Origin of the sequence: Mesorhizobium australicum, assembly GCF_900177325.1 — a bacterium.
GTDB classification, from domain to species: Bacteria; Pseudomonadota; Alphaproteobacteria; order Rhizobiales; family Rhizobiaceae; genus Mesorhizobium_A; species Mesorhizobium_A australicum_A.
This window is the reverse complement of sequence record NZ_FXBL01000004.1, coordinates 615,030-630,135: the sequence shown is the minus strand read 5'-3', so window position 1 is coordinate 630,135 and position 15,106 is coordinate 615,030. Positions and strand designations below refer to the sequence as shown.

The window sequence follows — 15,106 nt, the reverse complement described above, 5'->3', positions numbered from 1 at the left end:
ATGAACACCGCTCTCATCCCGGAAGAGGTCGTCCAGACCGGCGAAAGCCTGATCCGCTTCGTCGAGCAGGAGGTCGTACCGATCGAGGCCGCCAACAAGGCGCTGCTGTCGTCCGACCGGACGATTTTCGACGAGAGGGGCCGCTTTACACCGGAAGTGGAAGCGCTGAAGCTGCAGGTCCGCACCAAGTCCGCCGAGGCCGGCTTCTATACCATGTTCGGCCCCGAGGAGCTCGGCGGCAGCGGGCTCGGGCCACTGGCGTCGGTCTATCTCAACTGGCTGCTGTCGATGCATTGCGGGCCGGGCCGGACGCTGATCCATCCGGTGGTCATCCCGTCCCCCTTCACCAACGGCCTGTCGCCGGTGCTGACCTTCCTCGATCCGTCGTTGCGCGACACCTACCTGCCGCAGCTCGGCTCGGGCGAGAAGACGCTCTGCTTCGGCCTGTCCGAACCCGACGCCGGCTCCGACGTCTTCAACATGAAGACGCGGGCCGTTCGCGACGGCAACGACTGGGTGATCACCGGCTCCAAGCAATGGATCACCAACGGCCCCTATGCCGACTACGCGATGATCTTCGCCATCACCGATCCCGATCTCGTCATGCAGCGCAAGGGCGGCATCACCGGCTTCTTCGTCGACACGTCGTGGAAGGGGTTCGAGGTCGTCTCGACGATCCCGATCATGGGCCAGCTCGGCGCCGAGATCGGCATCCTCTCCTTCGACGGCCTGCGCGTGCCCGACAGCCACCGCCTCGGCGAGGTGAACCAGGGCCTCAAGGTCGCGATGCGCGGCGTCAACACCGGCCGCCTCGGCCTGTCCGCCACCTGCATCGGCATGGCGCGCTGGGCGCTCAACCAGGCTGTCGAATACGCGAAAGTGCGTCGGACCTTCGGCAAGCCGATCGCCGACCACCAGGCGGTGCAGATCCTGATCGCCGACAGCGCGGCCGAGATCTATGCCGCCGAGACGATGCTGGTCGACTGCGCCATGAAGCTGGAGCGCGGCGAGAAGGCGCTGGCCGAAACCTCGATGGTCAAGCTACACTGCACCGACGCCGCCAACCGCGTCTTCGACCGCTGCATCCAGGTGCATGGCGGCATGGGCCTGACCAACGAGCTGCGGCTCGAGGCCGGCTACCGGTTCACGCGCTCGATGCGCATCCCCGACGGCACCAGCGAGATCCAGCGCCGCACCATCGCGCGCGACCTCCTCGCCAACGGCGTCAACTTCTGAGAGCCGACGATGAAGCACGTCACGCCCCCGACCAGCCTCGACGCCCTGTTCCGCCCGCGCTCGGTCGCGATCCTGGGCGCGTCCGACGACGCAACGCGCATTTCAGGCCGGCCGGTGCGCTATCTGATTGAAGGCGACTTCAAGGGCAGCATCTTTCCCGTCAACCCGAACCGGGAGACGGTGCAGGGGCTGAAGGCCTACAAATCGCTGGCCGACGTGCCGGAGACGCCTGACGTGGCGCTGCTCGCCGTTCCTGCCGCGCTGACCGAGCAGGCCGTGCGCGAATGCGTCGAGAAGGGCGTCAAGGGCGCGGTCATCTTCTCGGCCGGCTATGCCGAGAGCGGCGAGGACGGCCTCGCCATCCAGGCCCGCATCGCCGACATCGCCCGCGCCGGCGGGCTCAGGCTGCTCGGCCCCAACTGTCTCGGCATCTTCAATCCGCAGATCGGCTTCTACGGCACCTTCACCCAGTCGCTCGACAAGGAGATGCCCTTTCCCGGCCCGCTCGGCATCATCAGCCAGTCTGGCGCCTACGGTTCCCACATCGCCTATCTCGCCCGCAAGCGCGGCATCGGCATCAACTACTGGATCACCACCGGCAACGAGGCCGACGTCGATGTGGCCGAGAGCCTGGAATGGATGGCGACCCAGCCCGACATCAAGGTGATCATGGCCTATGTCGAGGGCGTGCGCGACGGCGCCCGCTTCCGTCGCGCGCTGGGACTGGCACGTGAGAACGGCAAGCCGATCGTGATGATGAAGGTCGGCCGCTCCGAGATCGGCGCGCGGGCGGCGAGCTCCCACACGGCTTCGCTCGCCGGCTCCAACGCCATCTACGACGCGCTGTTCCGGCAATACGGCGTCCACCGCGCCACAACGACAGAAGAGCAGATCGACGTCGCCTATGCCTGCGCGCGCGGCATCTTTCCGAAGGGTGACAAGCTCGGCGTGGTAACACTGTCCGGCGGCGCCGGCGTGCTGATCTCGGACGCCGCCGAGCGCAACGGCCTCGACGTCGCCCCCATGCCCGAAGCGGCGCAGAAGATCCTCAAGGATCTGCTGCCGTTCGCAACGGTTGTGAATCCCGTCGACACGACGGCGCAGGCGCTCAACGACATGAACCTGCTCGCGAAGAACATCGAGGTGATCCTCGAGCAGGGCGGCTACGACGCGCTGATCGGCTTCTTCACCACGGTGCCGAACACGCGCACCCTGTCGAAGCCGCTGCGCGATGCGATCGCCAAGGGTTGCGCCAATTTCCCCGACCGTCTCATCGCATTGCAGATGATCGCCGATCCTGAGGTGGTGAAGGACTACGAGCAGGCCGGCTTCCTCGTCTTCGAGGACAGCGACCGCGCGGTCGCCGCGCTCGCGGCGCTTACCCGCTTCGGCCGCAGCCTGTCGCGCCCCAGCGGCGAGGCACACATCGCGCCCGCGGCGCCGATCGGTAAGTCCGCACTGTCGGAGCGCGCCGCCAAGGACCTGCTGGGCAAGGCCGGCATCACGTTTCTCGACGAGCGGCTGGCGACCGACGCAGCCTCCGCCGGTGCGGCCGCCAACGCGATCGGCTACCCGGTCGTGCTGAAGATCGTCTCGCCCGACGTCGAGCACAAGACGGAGATCGGCGGCGTGCTCGTCGGCGTCGCCGACCGCAAGGCGGTCGAGGCCGGCTATGCGACGCTGATCGAACGTGCGGCAAAGCACCGGCCCGACGCCAGGATCGAGGGCGTGCTCGTCGCGCCGATGGCGAAGAAGGGCGTCGAGGTGATCGTCGGCGTCTCGCGCGATCCGGTGTTCGGCCCGGCGGTGATGTTCGGGCTAGGCGGCGTGCATGTCGAGGTGCTGAAGGACGTCACCTTCCGCCTCGCGCCGTTCGGCCGCGACGAGGCGATGCGCATGATCGACGAGATCCGCGGCCGCGCGCTGCTGTCGGGCGTGCGCGGTGCGCCGGCCTCCGACGTCGATGCGCTCGCGGACCTGCTCGTGCGCATCTCCGAGTTCGCCGCCGCGCATGCCGACGACATCGAGACGGTCGACCTCAACCCGGTCATCGCCTGGCCGAAGGGCGAAGGCGCAGTGGCGCTGGACGCACTCGTCGTGCCGCGGCGGGACTTGCACTGAAGCTATTTTCGAACTAGCGTTAGAAAACTTTGGCCGCCGATGCGGTCGACCAAGCGGAGGATCCCATGAGCGTTGATTATTCGGGCTACAAATACTTCCTGTTCGAGAAGGAAGGCCGCACCATGACGGTGACGATGAACCGTCCCGACCATCTCAACGCCATGACCTGGGACATGCACGAGGAAGCCTCGCGCATCTTCTACGATCTCGGCATGGACCACTCCATCGACGTCGTCATCTTCACCGGCGCCGGCAAGGCCTTCTCGGCCGGCGGTGACGTGGTCGGCATGAAGATGCTCTATGAGGACACCGAGCTGTTCGACCGTTCGATCAACGAGGCCAAGAAGATCGTCTTCGGCATCCTCGACTGCGAGAAGGTCATCATCGCCAGGGTGAACGGCGACGCGATCGGCCTCGGCGCGACGATGGCGCTGTTCTGCGACATCATCATCGCCGCCGACCATGCCCGCTTCGCCGATCCGCACGTCAAGGTCGGCCTCGCGGCCGGCGACGGCGGCGCGGTCATCTGGCCGCAGGCGATCGGCTACGCCAAGGCCAAGGAATATCTGATGACCGGCGACCTGATCACGGCGCCGGACGCGCAGGCGATGGGCCTGATCAACTATTCGGTGCCGGCGGCGGAACTCGACGCCAAGGTCGATGCGATGGCGAAGAAGCTCGGCTCCGGCGCGATGAAGTCGATCAAATACACCAAGACGACCATCAATATCGGCCTCAAGCAGCTCGCCCATACCATGATGGACACCTCGATGGCCTACGAGGCGCTGACCAACCGCAGCAAGGACCATCTCGAGGCGATCAACGCCTTCACCGAGAAGCGCAAGCCGAAGTTCACCGGGCTCTGATCGAGCCCCGCGGGGAGGCAGGCGGCGGTACCAGGGAGGATCTGAGATGGATTTCGGCGAGCCCGAACACATCACCATGCTGCGCGAGAGCATCCGCCGGATGCTGGAGCGCCACGCCACGCGCGGGATGATGGCGAAGTGGGACGAGCAGGACAAGGTTCCGCGCTCGCTCATGGAGCATATCAGCGCGCTCGGCGTCTGTGGCATGACGGTGCCGGAGGAATATGGCGGCCTCGGGCGCGACATCCTCGCCACCATGGTCACCGTCGAGGAACTCTCCCGCCGCTCGATGGTCATCGGCACGCTCTACCTGATGAACTCCTGCTACGGTTCGATGAACGTGCTGGCGTCCGGCAGCGAGGAACAGAAGCAGCGCCTGCTGCCGAAGCTCGCCAATGGCGAAATCCTCTTCGCCTATGGCCTGTCGGAGCCCGACGTCGGCTCCGACCTCGCCAGCGTCAAGACGCGGGCCGAGCGGCGCGGCGACAAGGTCATCATCAACGGCTACAAGCGCTGGTGCTCGGGCGCGGAAAGCGCCGACTACATCTACGCCCTGGTGCGCTCGGGCGATCCCGACGCGCGCTACAAGAACCTGTCGCTGGTGCTGATCCCGCCGACGGCGAAGGGCGTGACGCTGACGCACATCCCCGCGCTCGGCGCCCGCGGCCTCAACACCAACGACGTCACGCTCGACAATGTCGAGATTCCGATCGAGGACGTGATCGGCGGGGAGGCGGGCTGGAACCAGGGCTGGTCGAAGCTGGCGGGACCGGCGCTCGAGGTCGAGAAGCTGGAAGTCGCCGCCATGGCGCTCGGCATCGCCGCCCAGGCGGTCGACGACGCCTGGGAATACTCCCAGACGCGCAGCCAGTTCGGCAAGCGCATCTGCTCGCACCAGTCGATCCGGCACATGCTGGCCGACGCGCAGACCAAGCTCGCCGCCGCCCGCCTGATGCTCTATCGCGGCTGCTGGCTCGCCGACAACAACCTGCCCTGCTCGGTCGAGACCTCGATGGCGAAGATGTTCGTCTGCGAGACCGGCCTCGACATCGTGCTGACCTGCCAGAAGATCATGGGCGCCTACGGCTATGCCAAGGGCTTCGACATGGAACGCCACGTGCGCGACATGCTGCTCATGCCGATCATCGGCGGGTCGACGGCGATCCAGAAGAACAACATCGCCAATCGCATGGGCCTGCCCAAGGCCTGACTGAGAAGCTTCTGGGAGGAAGCGAGATGATCGAGACACTCGGCGACGTCCTGCGCAACAACGCCTACAAGTTCCCGAACGAGACGGCCTACAACTATCACGGCCGCATCGTCACCTTCGGCGAGCATCTCGACCGTGGCAACCGCCTGGCGTCCGCGCTGTGGAAGCGCGGCATCCGCCGGCAGGACCGCGTCTCGATCCTGTCGCAGAACACGATCGAGTTCATGGAGTCCTATGCCGCCTGCGAGCTCGCCGGCTACATCGCGGCGACGGTGAACTGGCGGCTGGCCGCGCCGGAGATCGCCTACATCCTCGGCGATTCCACGCCGCGCGTGCTGATCTTCGAGGCGCAGTATGCGGCGACGATCGAGCAGATCCGCGACAAGCTCGGCTTCATCGAGCTCTTCCTCTGCTTCGGCGGCGACGTGCCGCACTGGGCCGAGGACTACGAGATGGTGCTCGCCACGGGCGACGCCGACGGCGCGCCGACGCGTCCCCTGCCCGACGAGATCATGCACCTCATCTACACGTCCGGCACGACCGGCCGGCCGAAGGGCGTGATTCGCACCCATCGGGGCGAGATCGCCATCGCCATCCTGATGGCGACGGAGCTCGGCCTGATCGTCTCCGACAAGCTGCAGCTGATGATGCCGATCTTCCACGTCGGCGCGCGCTTCCTGCAGCTCGGCGTCCACATCCGCGGCGGCAGCGTCGTCCTGCACCACGACTTCAAGCCGGCCGAGATCGTCGAGACCATCGAGCGCGAGCGCGTGACGATGACGCACATGGCCCCCACCATGGTGCAGGCGATGCTCAACGTCCCCGGCATCGAGGAGCGGGATCTCAAGTCGCTGCACACCATCTGCTATTCGGCCGCCCCCATGCCCGTGCCACTGCTCAAGCGCGGCCTCAAGCTGCTCGGACCGGTCTTCCTGCAGCTCTACGGCATGACCGAAGGCGGCGGCACGACGCTGCACAAGCGCCAGCACAAGCCCGACGGCACGCCGGAGGACATCAAGCGCCTCGGCTCCATCGGCCAGGCCGCGCCCAATGTCGGGCTGCGCATCGTCGACGACGAAGGCCGCGACCTGCCGGCCGGAGAGCCGGGCGAGATCCTTATCAACACCACCAGCCGCATGGCCGGCTACTGGAACAATTCGGCCGCCACGATCGCAGCGCTCAAGGAAGGCTGGTACCACACCGGCGATGTCGGCTATCTCGACCCGCAGGGCTTCCTGTATCTGGTCGACCGCAAGAAGGACATGATCATCTCCGGCGGCGAGAACATCTATTCCCGCGAAGTCGAGGAGGCCGTCGCCAGCCATCCTGCGATCATGGACGTTGCGGTGATCGGCGTGAAGGACGACTACTGGGGCGAGACGGTGCGGGCGATCGCGGTGCTCAATCCCGGCCACTCCGCGACGGAGGCCGAACTGATCGAGCACACGAAAACCCAGATCGCCAGCTACAAGAAGCCCAAGTCGGTGGTCTTTGTCGACGACCTGCCGCGCCTGCCGAGCGGCAAGATCAACAAGGTCACCCTGCGCCAGCTCTACGGCGCAGCCGAGCCGAAGGCGAGCTGACATGATCGCAAGCGAGCGTCCGCCCGTCACCCGCTGGCTCGCCGAGCGCGCCTCGGCGATCCGCTTCGCCGACCTGCCCCCGGCAGCGGTCACGGTCGCGCGGCAGTGCATCCTCGACTGGTTCGCGGTGACGATCCCGGGCGCGGCGGAGCCGGCCGTGCAGATCCTCTCAGAGGAATTGCTGTCGGACGGCGCGCGGCCGGCCGCCTCGCTTGTCGGTCAGTCCGGACGCAGCTCCGCGATGAACGCGGCGCTGATCAACGGCACCGCCTCCCACGCGCTCGACTTCGACGACGTCAACATGGCGATCCTCGGCCATCCGACAGTGGCGCTGCTGCCCGGCCTGCTCGCGCTCGCCGAAGAGACCGGCGCCAGCCAGGACGACCTGCTCGCGGCTTTCGTCGCCGGCTACGAGGTCGCCTGCCGCACCGGCGCGCTGATGAGCCCCAGCCACTACGGCCACGGCTTCCATGCCACCTCGACCGTCGGCAGCGTCGGCGCGGCGGCCGCCTGCGCGCACCTGCTCAAGCTCGACGCGGAGACCAGTGCCATCGCCTACGGCATCGCCGCCACCAAGGCGTCAGGCCTGAAATCGATGTTCGGCACCATGTGCAAGCCGCTGCATGCCGGCATGGCGGCGCAGAACGGCCTGCTCGCCGCGCGGCTCGCCGCCAAGGGATTCACCAGCCGCCCGGACGCGCTGGAAGCGCCGCAGGGACTGGCCGCGACGCAGAGCGCCGACTTCAATCCGGACGAGGCGATGAGGGACGCGCCGCTCGACCATCACATCGCCAACAACCTCTTCAAGTATCACGCCGCCTGCTATCTCACCCACGGCGCGATCGAGGCCGGCAAGGCGCTGCGCGAGAAGAGCGCGGCTTCCTCCAACGCGATCCAGTCGATCGAGATTCGTGTGCCCCCCGTCGCCGACCGGGTCTGCAACATCGCGAAACCGCAGACCGGGCTGGAAGCAAAATTCTCGCTGCGCCTCACCGTCGCCATGGCGCTCGCCGGCCGCGACACGTCGGGCATCGCCACCTATGCCGACGAGCTCACCCGCGAGCCGGAGCTCGTCCGGCTGCGCGACATGGCCTCGATCGAGTTCGTCGACGGCTACCCGGAAGCGAAGGCCGACGTCGCCATCACCACCGCCGACGGCCGCCACTTCACTGCCAGCCATGACGCGGGCGTCGCCGACAGCGACCTTGTGCGCCAGGGCCGCAAGCTGGAGGCGAAGTTCGACGCCCTGGTCGAGCCCGTGCTTGGCGCGGCGACGGCCACGCTGCGCGCCGCGCTTACAGGCCTCGGCGGCGACGCCGGTGTTTCGGCAATCATGAAACTGGCAGGACGCGCGCAATGACCGACCAGCTCGGAACCGCCATCGTCACCGGAGCCGCGCGCGGCATCGGCAAGGGCATCGTCGAGAAGCTCGCCGGCGAAGGCTACCACGTCGTCGCGCTCGACCGGCTCGACGCGGTTCACGACGTCGCCGATTCGCTGCGCGCCGCCGGGGCGCGGATCGATTCCGAAGTGTGCGACATCCGCGACCGCGCCGCGATCTCCGCGATCATGGACAGATACGCGCCGATCGACGTCATCGTGAACAATGCCGCCGTCACCGGCAGCCATTTCTTCGAGGAGCTGACCGAGGAGCATTTCCGCGAGGCCTTCGAGATCAACGCGATCGGCACCTTCGTCGTGGCACAGGAAGGCGCGCGGCGGATGAAGAACGGCGGCCGCATCGTCAACATCGCCTCGCGTTCCTTCGCCGGCGCGCCGCAGATGGCGCACTACGTCGCCTCGAAGACGGCCGTCGTCGGCCTCACCCGCGCCATGGCAATCGACCTGTCGCCGCGCGACATCCGCGTCAATGCCGTCGCGCCCGGCGTCGTCGACACCGAGATGCTGCACTACATGACGCCGGAGCGGCAGAAGATGATGCTGTCGCTGCAGCTGCTCGGCCGTATCGGTCAGCCGGAGGACATCGCCCGCGCGGTCTCCTTCCTCGCCTCACCCGAAAACCGCTACATCACCGGGCAGGTCCTCATCGTCGACGGCGGACGCTCGCTCGGCCAGGGACAGCTGCCGCCCGAGGAATCCCCGCTATGACCGAACTTTCCGAAGAACGCCGGATGATCCAGGACTCGGCGCGGGTCTTCACGCGCGACCGCGTGCGCCCGGCTGCCGACCGGCTCGATCCGGTCAAGGGCGAGATCCCGCGCGAGCTGATGGAGGAGATGGCAGAGCTCGGCTATTTCGGCATCCTGATCCCGGAGGAATATGGCGGGCTGGGCCTCGGCGCGTTCGAATACTGCCTCGTCGCGGAAGAGCTGGCGCGCGGCTGGATGAGCGTCGCCTCGCTCATCGCGCGCGGTAATGCGCTGATCGGTTCGCTGAAAGCCATGACGCCGGAGCAGAAGAAGGTCTACCTGCCGCGCATGGCAAGGGGCGAGTTCCTCGGCGCCTTCTCGCTTTCCGAGCCCGACGCGGGTTCCGACGTCGCCAACATCTCCTGCCGCGCCAAGCGCGTCGGCGACGAGTGGGAGATCACCGGCAACAAATATTGGTGCACCTTCGCCGACGGCGCCGACTTCATCATGGTCTTCGCCCGCACCGACCCGAAGGTCGACCCGAAGGCGCGGCACAAGGGCATCTCCGCCTTCATGGTCGAGAAGCCGCGCGGCAAGCTGCCGGAGGGCGTTGCCGGCACCGTCATCCCCAAGATCGGCTATTTCGGCTGGACGACCTGGGAGCTCGCCTTCGACAAGTGCCGCGTGCCGGCCGCGAACCTGATCGGCGAGGAAGGCCGCGGCTTCTACCTCGCGACGGCGGGCCTCGAGACGGCGCGCGCGCATACCGCCGCCCGCTCCATCGGCCTCGCCCAGGCTGGCCTCGACGACGCGATCGGCCATGCCAAGGAGCGCCGACAGTTCGGCCAGGCCATCGGCGCCTTCCAGGCCATCCGCTTCAAGATCGCCTCGATGGCGACGGAGATCGAAGCGGCGCGGGCGCTGATGTACACGGTCTGCGAAAAGATCGACCAGGGCGTCCGCTGCGACAAGGAAGCCTCGATGGTGAAGCTATTCGCCTCAGAGATGGCGGAGCGCGTCACCAGCGAGGCGCTGCAGATCTTCGGCGGCGGTGGCTACACCACGCTCAACCAGGTCGAGCGCCACTGGCGCGACGCGCGGCTGACCAAGATCTTCGAAGGCACGTCGGAGATCCAGATGCGCATCATCTCTGACCATATCCTCGGCCGCGCCTGACGCGGCCAGCGGGCGATTGCCGGTTAGACGGCGCGGATGCGCGGCGACGAGCGCTTGGCCTTGGCCGGCGGCGACAACTCCTCGGCCATAGCGGCACTTCCGCCATTGCCCGACAGCCCGTCCAGCACGACGGAGGCGAATTCGCGCGCCACGTCGTCGATCGAGCGGCCGCCCGGCTTGAACCATTCGATGGTCCAGTTCAGCGCGCCGAGGATGAAGAGGCGGGCAAGCGTCAGGTTGGCGGTGGTGCGGAACTCGCCGCGGTCATGCGCGTCGGCGAGGATCTCCTGCCAGACCGAGCCATAGGTGTCGCGCATCCGGGTGTTCCTCGCCCGGATCGCCTCCGGCACCTGGCCAAGCGCGCGCCGCGTCGCCAGCGTATAGTCGCCCACCTCGATGATCGCCGACAGGTGGGCACGGATCGCCGCCTCGATGCGGTCGCGGCCCGTCGCCGTCTCCGGCAGGGCCTTCAGCGCCTTGTCGACATTGTCCGTGACGGCGCGGATGCCGATGTCGAGCACGGCGCTGATCAGGTCGTCTTTCGACTTGTAGTGGTAGTAGATGCTGCCGGCCTTGAGATCCGCCTCGTCCGCGATCGCACGCATGGTCGTGCCGGCATAGCCGTAGTCGCGGAAGATCCTGGCCGCGGCGTCGAGAACCCGCTTTTGCGAGATCGCCGATTTCGCCAGCTTCTTCGTCATCATCACTCCCATGTCTGCGTGACAGCTTCTGCGGGTATCTTACGCTGCGAATCGGCGCGATGGAATGCTTTCTAACACTCATCCGAAAAAACCAATTTTCTAACTAGTGTTAGGTTTTGGATTGGTGTAGCGTGCCCGGAAGTTCAAGGAATGCCCGGGAGGAGCCTGTGGGATCCGTCGACATCGAGCGGCACGGCCGCGGCGTCGTGCGTCTGGTGATGAACCATCCTGAGTCCGGAAACGGGCTCGGAGAGGCATTCCGGGGCATGCTGCTGCCGGCCTTCGAGGAACTCTTTCACGACCGCGCCTGCCGCGTCATTGTGCTCGCTTCGGCCCTGAAGAATTTCTCCGTCGGCGGCGATCTTTCCAGAATGGACACGCTCTCCGACCCCAAGGCGGGCCGCGAGCGTCTGACCTCGGCGCACCGGCTCGCGCGGGTTCTCCTCGCCGCCGAGAAGCCGATGGTGGCCGAGGTGCGCGGCCACGCGGTCGGCGCGGGCGCCGGCCTTGCGCTGTTCTGCGACACGATCGTGATGGGCGAGAGCGCCTCGATCGGCTTCCCCTTCCCGAAGGTCGGCCTCGCCCCCGACTTCGCCATCGCCCACACCCTTCCGCAGCGCATCGGCCTCGCCCGCGCGCGCCAGGCGCTGCTCTACGCACGCTCCTACAAGGGACCGGAGGCGCTTGCGATCGGCCTTGCCGACGATGTCGTCGCCGACGCCGGCCTCGAGGCGAAGGCGCTGGAACGCGCCCGCGAGCTTGCCGAGTTCTCCTCGCATACGACCGCCCTCACCAAGCGCATGCTGACGCTCAGCGACGACCCGGAAGCCGTGCTCGACTTCGAGGCGACCGCCCAGCCGCTCTGCTTCGCCAGCGAAGATTTCCGCGAAGGCCTTGCCGCCTTCCGCGAGAAGCGCAAGCCGCGCTTCGATCCCGACATCGCCTGAGGCCGCCATGCCCGCCGTGAGAATTCCGCAGACCCTTGCGGACATGCTGGACAACAATGCCTGGAAGTATCCCGACCAGACCGCCTTCGTCTGGCAGGACAGGCGGGTGACGCATGCCGAATTTCACGTCCGCGTCTCGAAGCTCGCCAACGCGCTGCGGCGGCTTGGCCTGAGGCGGCAGGACCGCGTCGGCATCCTCAGCCAGAACCGGCTGGAATTCCAGGAGGTCTACGGCGCCTGCGAGATCTCGGGCTTCATCTGCGCCACGGTGAACTGGCGGCTGGCCATTCCCGAGATGGTCTACATCGTCAACGACGGCGCGCCGAAGGTGCTGATCTTCGAGGCGGCCTATGCCGAGACCGTCGTGGCGATGAAGGACCAGCTTAAGTCCGTCGAGCATTTCGTCTGCCTCGATGGCGGCGTGTTCGGCGACGACTACGAGGCGCTAGTCGCATCCGGCGACGCTTCCGGCGTGCCGTTCCGTCCGCTGCCCGACGACATCGCCTTCCTGATCTACACGTCGGGCACCACCGGCCGTCCGAAGGGCGTGATGCTCTCCCAGGGCGGCGAGGTGAACGCCGCCGAGATCCTCGGCTCCGACCAGCGCAACACGCCGGACGACCGCCTTCTCATCATGATGCCGCTGTTCCACATCGGCGCGAAGATCATCCAGCTGGCGCAGCACTGGCGCGCGGGCACGGTCCACGTCTTGAAGGGCTTCGACCCGCCTGCGATCGTCGACTGCATCGAGCGCGAGAAGATCACCGTCACGCACATGGCGCCGACGATGATCCAGACGTTGCTGGAATCCCCGGCGATCGAGAAGGCCGACCTCGCCAGCCTGCGCATGATAGTCTATGCGGCGGCCCCCATGCCGATCCCGGTGCTGAAGCAGGGCCTCAAGCTGCTCGGCCCCGTCTTCCAGCAGCAGTTCGGCCAGACCGAGGGCATCGGCACCACGCTGCTCGCCCACCAGCACAGGCCCGACGGCACCGACCGCGACCGCGAGATCCTGACCTCCGTCGGCCAGGCCTCGCCGCGTGTCAACGTGCGCATCGTCGACGACAATGGCAACGATCTGCCGTCTGGCGAGGTCGGCGAGATCCTGCTGACCAGCCCCGGCGTGATGAAGGGCTACTGGAACAACACCGCCGCCACCATCGACACGCTGCGCGACGGCTGGGTGCACACCGGCGACGTCGGCCGCCTCGACAGTGAGGGTTTCCTCTACCTGGTCGACCGCAAGAAGGACATGATCATCTCCGGCGGCGAGAACATCTATTCCCGCGAAGTCGAGGAGGCCATCGTCACCCACGACGCCGTCTCCGAAGTCGCCGTCATCGGCGTTCCCGACGAGAAATGGGGCGAGGCGGTCAAGGCGGTGGTCGTGCTGCGCGCCGGCATGAGCGCCACCGCGCAGGATCTCATCGATCACTGCCGCACGCTCATCGCCAGCTACAAGCGCCCACGCCATATCGAGTTCGTCGACGAGATCGTCAAGCTGCCCAGCGGCAAGATCGACAAGGTGCGCCTGCGCAAGCTCTACGGCACGGCCTGAGCCGCGCCGCCTGCATGGATAGGGAGGTTCCGATGCTCGAACTGTTTTCGCTGAAGGGCAAGGTCGCCCTGGTGACGGGAGCCTCGCGCGGGCTCGGCAAGCCGATCGCCAAGGGGCTCGCCGCCGCCGGAGCGCACGTCATCCTCGTCGCCCGCGACGAGGCGAAGCTCTCAGCGGTCAAGGCGGAGATCGAAGGCGACGGTGGCGCGGCGACAGTGCTGCCGCTCGACCTTGCCGACGAGGCCGCGATCCGCGACGGCGTGCGCAAGGTCGGCGCCGAACTCGGCCGCCTCGATATCTGCGTCAACAATGCCGGTATCATCAACTGGCAGCCGCTCCTCGACAGCGACGAGGACGACTTCCAGAACATGATGGACACCAACGTCCGCGCCACCTTCATCATGGCGCAGGAATGCGCCGCGTTGATGCGCGCGGGCGGCGAAGGCGGCCGCATCGTCAACACCGGCTCGGTGCTCGGGCCGCTGGGCCGCGCCAAGCTGCACGCCTATTGCGGCTCGAAGTCCGCCATCATCGGCCTCACCCGCTCGCTTGCCGCCGAACTCGGCAGGGAGAACATCAACGTCAACTGCGTCTGTCCCGGCTATTTCCTCACCGAGATCAACCAGAGTCTCCAGTCCCGCCCCGGCTACATGGAGGCCATCAACGGCGTCACGCCGATGGAGCGCTGGGGCGATCCGAAGGAGATGGTCGGGACGATCATCTACCTTTCCTCGGCCGCCTCCAGCTTCGTGACCGGGCAGGTCATCATGGTCGACGGCGGCCTGTCGTCCTCCTTCAAGTTCCAGCTCGCTGCGTGAGGCAAAGATGACGAAGCGTTTTTCCCTCGAAGGGCAGGTTGCCATCGTCACCGGAGCCTCGCGCGGTCTCGGCTTCGAGATGGCACGGGCAGTCGCCGAATCCGGAGCAAGGGTCTGGATGACGGCGCGCGGCAAGGAGCAGCTCGACGACTCCGCCGCGAAGCTCAGGGCCGAAGGTCTCGACGTCGCGGTCAAAGCCTTCGACCTCGCGGACGGCGCGGCCTGCGTGGCCGCCATCAACGAGATAGCGGATGCGGAAGGCCGACTCGACATCCTCGTCAACAATGCGGGCATCAATGCCTGGGAGCCGTTCGCGCAGGCCACCACCGCCACCTGGGACCGGGTGATGGGCACCAACATGCGCGCGCCCTACCTGCTTTGCCGCGAGGCCGCACGCCGCATGGTCTCGCGCGGCTACGGCCGCATCGTCAATGTCGGCTCGGCGCTCGCCGTCGTCGGGCGCGAGAACGTCACGGCCTATGTCTCCAGCAAGCACGGCCTCGCCGGCATGACCCGCGCTCTGGCTGCGGAGCTCGGCGCAAAAGGCGTCACCGTCAACATGATGGCGCCGGGCTACTTCCTCACCGAGATCAACACCACGATCCTCGCACGCCCCGGCTACGAGAAGGGCGTGTCGAGCCGCATCCCGCTCGGCCGCTGGGGCGATCCGGAAGAAGCGGGCGGCGTCATCGCCTTCATGGTCTCGAAGGCGTCGAGCTACATGAACGGCCACGTTCTGATGGTGGACGGCGGCCTGACCGAAACCTTCGTCCTGCCCGTCGACGCGGCCTGAGGAGACC

General features: G+C 66.9%; 13 protein-coding genes. 12 read left to right on the top strand and 1 reads right to left on the bottom strand.

The annotated features are described in order from the left end of the window. The 8 genes from B9Z03_RS05415 (at position 1) to B9Z03_RS05380 (ending at position 10,282) form a co-directional block, all read left to right on the top strand. Complete coding sequence (locus tag B9Z03_RS05415) at positions 1-1,236, top strand: acyl-CoA dehydrogenase family protein (protein ID WP_085463249.1); 1,236 nt, start codon at positions 1-3, stop codon at positions 1,234-1,236. A gap of 9 nt (positions 1,237-1,245) precedes the next feature. After that, positions 1,246-3,357 carry an acetate--CoA ligase family protein gene (locus B9Z03_RS05410; RefSeq protein ID WP_085463248.1) on the top strand — a complete coding sequence of 704 codons (2,112 nt, stop codon included), beginning with the start codon at positions 1,246-1,248 and terminating at the stop codon, positions 3,355-3,357. A gap of 65 nt (positions 3,358-3,422) precedes the next feature. After that, the gene (locus tag B9Z03_RS05405) at positions 3,423-4,223 is read left to right on the top strand and encodes an enoyl-CoA hydratase/isomerase family protein (protein WP_085463247.1); all 801 of its coding nucleotides are present in this window, start codon (positions 3,423-3,425) and stop codon (positions 4,221-4,223) included. A gap of 46 nt (positions 4,224-4,269) precedes the next feature. Further along, positions 4,270-5,433 (top strand): acyl-CoA dehydrogenase family protein, encoded by a 1,164-nt coding sequence (locus tag B9Z03_RS05400; RefSeq protein ID WP_085463246.1) that lies wholly within the window; start codon positions 4,270-4,272, stop codon positions 5,431-5,433. A gap of 26 nt (positions 5,434-5,459) precedes the next feature. Beyond that, on the top strand, positions 5,460-7,016 hold the full coding sequence (locus B9Z03_RS05395; protein WP_085463245.1) for a class I adenylate-forming enzyme family protein: 1,557 nt from the start codon (positions 5,460-5,462) through the stop codon (positions 7,014-7,016). A gap of 1 nt (position 7,017) precedes the next feature. Further along, a complete protein-coding gene (locus B9Z03_RS05390) occupies positions 7,018-8,376 on the top strand; it encodes an MmgE/PrpD family protein (RefSeq protein WP_085463244.1) in 1,359 nt (452 codons plus the stop codon). Beyond that, complete coding sequence (locus B9Z03_RS05385; protein WP_085463243.1) at positions 8,373-9,125, top strand: SDR family NAD(P)-dependent oxidoreductase; 753 nt, start codon at positions 8,373-8,375, stop codon at positions 9,123-9,125. Before B9Z03_RS05390 ends, B9Z03_RS05385 begins: the two co-directional genes overlap by 4 nt. Further along, positions 9,122-10,282 (top strand): acyl-CoA dehydrogenase family protein, encoded by a 1,161-nt coding sequence (locus tag B9Z03_RS05380; RefSeq protein WP_085463242.1) that lies wholly within the window; start codon positions 9,122-9,124, stop codon positions 10,280-10,282. The genes B9Z03_RS05385 and B9Z03_RS05380 overlap by 4 nt, the downstream gene beginning before the upstream one ends. Before the next feature lie 23 nt (positions 10,283-10,305). Here the strand turns inward: B9Z03_RS05380 and B9Z03_RS05375 are convergent, their stop codons facing one another. Further along, complete coding sequence (locus B9Z03_RS05375) at positions 10,306-10,983, bottom strand: TetR/AcrR family transcriptional regulator (protein WP_176247441.1); 678 nt, start codon at positions 10,981-10,983, stop codon at positions 10,306-10,308. Between the two features lie 167 nt (positions 10,984-11,150). Here B9Z03_RS05375 and B9Z03_RS05370 point away from each other — a divergent pair, with 167 nt between their 5' ends. From B9Z03_RS05370 to B9Z03_RS05355, 4 genes are read left to right on the top strand one after another with little or no spacing between them, the layout of a single operon-like run. Beyond that, entirely contained in the window at positions 11,151-11,930 is a 780-nt protein-coding gene (locus tag B9Z03_RS05370) for an enoyl-CoA hydratase/isomerase family protein (RefSeq protein ID WP_085463240.1), read from the top strand. A gap of 7 nt (positions 11,931-11,937) precedes the next feature. Then, positions 11,938-13,488 carry an acyl-CoA synthetase gene (locus tag B9Z03_RS05365; protein ID WP_085463239.1) on the top strand — a complete coding sequence of 517 codons (1,551 nt, stop codon included), beginning with the start codon at positions 11,938-11,940 and terminating at the stop codon, positions 13,486-13,488. A 32-nt stretch (positions 13,489-13,520) separates the two neighbouring features. After that, positions 13,521-14,306, top strand: a complete 786-nt coding sequence (locus B9Z03_RS05360; RefSeq protein ID WP_176247440.1) for an SDR family NAD(P)-dependent oxidoreductase — start codon at positions 13,521-13,523, stop codon at positions 14,304-14,306. Between the two features lie 7 nt (positions 14,307-14,313). Then, complete coding sequence (locus tag B9Z03_RS05355; protein ID WP_085463237.1) at positions 14,314-15,099, top strand: SDR family NAD(P)-dependent oxidoreductase; 786 nt, start codon at positions 14,314-14,316, stop codon at positions 15,097-15,099. Positions 15,100-15,106 lie beyond the last annotated feature (7 nt).

What these genes read in the sequence shown, in the direction of transcription:
- B9Z03_RS05415 (WP_085463249.1), top strand. Translation starts at nt 1, where the DNA reads ATGAACACCGCTCTCATCCCGGAAGAGGTCGTCCAGACCGGCGAAAGC.
- B9Z03_RS05410 (WP_085463248.1), top strand. Translation starts at nt 1,246, where the DNA reads ATGAAGCACGTCACGCCCCCGACCAGCCTCGACGCCCTGTTCCGCCCG.
- B9Z03_RS05405 (WP_085463247.1), top strand. Translation starts at nt 3,423, where the DNA reads ATGAGCGTTGATTATTCGGGCTACAAATACTTCCTGTTCGAGAAGGAA.
- B9Z03_RS05400 (WP_085463246.1), top strand. Translation starts at nt 4,270, where the DNA reads ATGGATTTCGGCGAGCCCGAACACATCACCATGCTGCGCGAGAGCATC.
- B9Z03_RS05395 (WP_085463245.1), top strand. Translation starts at nt 5,460, where the DNA reads ATGATCGAGACACTCGGCGACGTCCTGCGCAACAACGCCTACAAGTTC.
- B9Z03_RS05390 (WP_085463244.1), top strand. Translation starts at nt 7,018, where the DNA reads ATGATCGCAAGCGAGCGTCCGCCCGTCACCCGCTGGCTCGCCGAGCGC.
- B9Z03_RS05385 (WP_085463243.1), top strand. Translation starts at nt 8,373, where the DNA reads ATGACCGACCAGCTCGGAACCGCCATCGTCACCGGAGCCGCGCGCGGC.
- B9Z03_RS05380 (WP_085463242.1), top strand. Translation starts at nt 9,122, where the DNA reads ATGACCGAACTTTCCGAAGAACGCCGGATGATCCAGGACTCGGCGCGG.
- B9Z03_RS05375 (WP_176247441.1), bottom strand. Translation starts at nt 10,983, where the DNA reads ATGACGAAGAAGCTGGCGAAATCGGCGATCTCGCAAAAGCGGGTTCTC.
- B9Z03_RS05365 (WP_085463239.1), top strand. Translation starts at nt 11,938, where the DNA reads ATGCCCGCCGTGAGAATTCCGCAGACCCTTGCGGACATGCTGGACAAC.
- B9Z03_RS05360 (WP_176247440.1), top strand. Translation starts at nt 13,521, where the DNA reads ATGCTCGAACTGTTTTCGCTGAAGGGCAAGGTCGCCCTGGTGACGGGA.
- B9Z03_RS05355 (WP_085463237.1), top strand. Translation starts at nt 14,314, where the DNA reads ATGACGAAGCGTTTTTCCCTCGAAGGGCAGGTTGCCATCGTCACCGGA.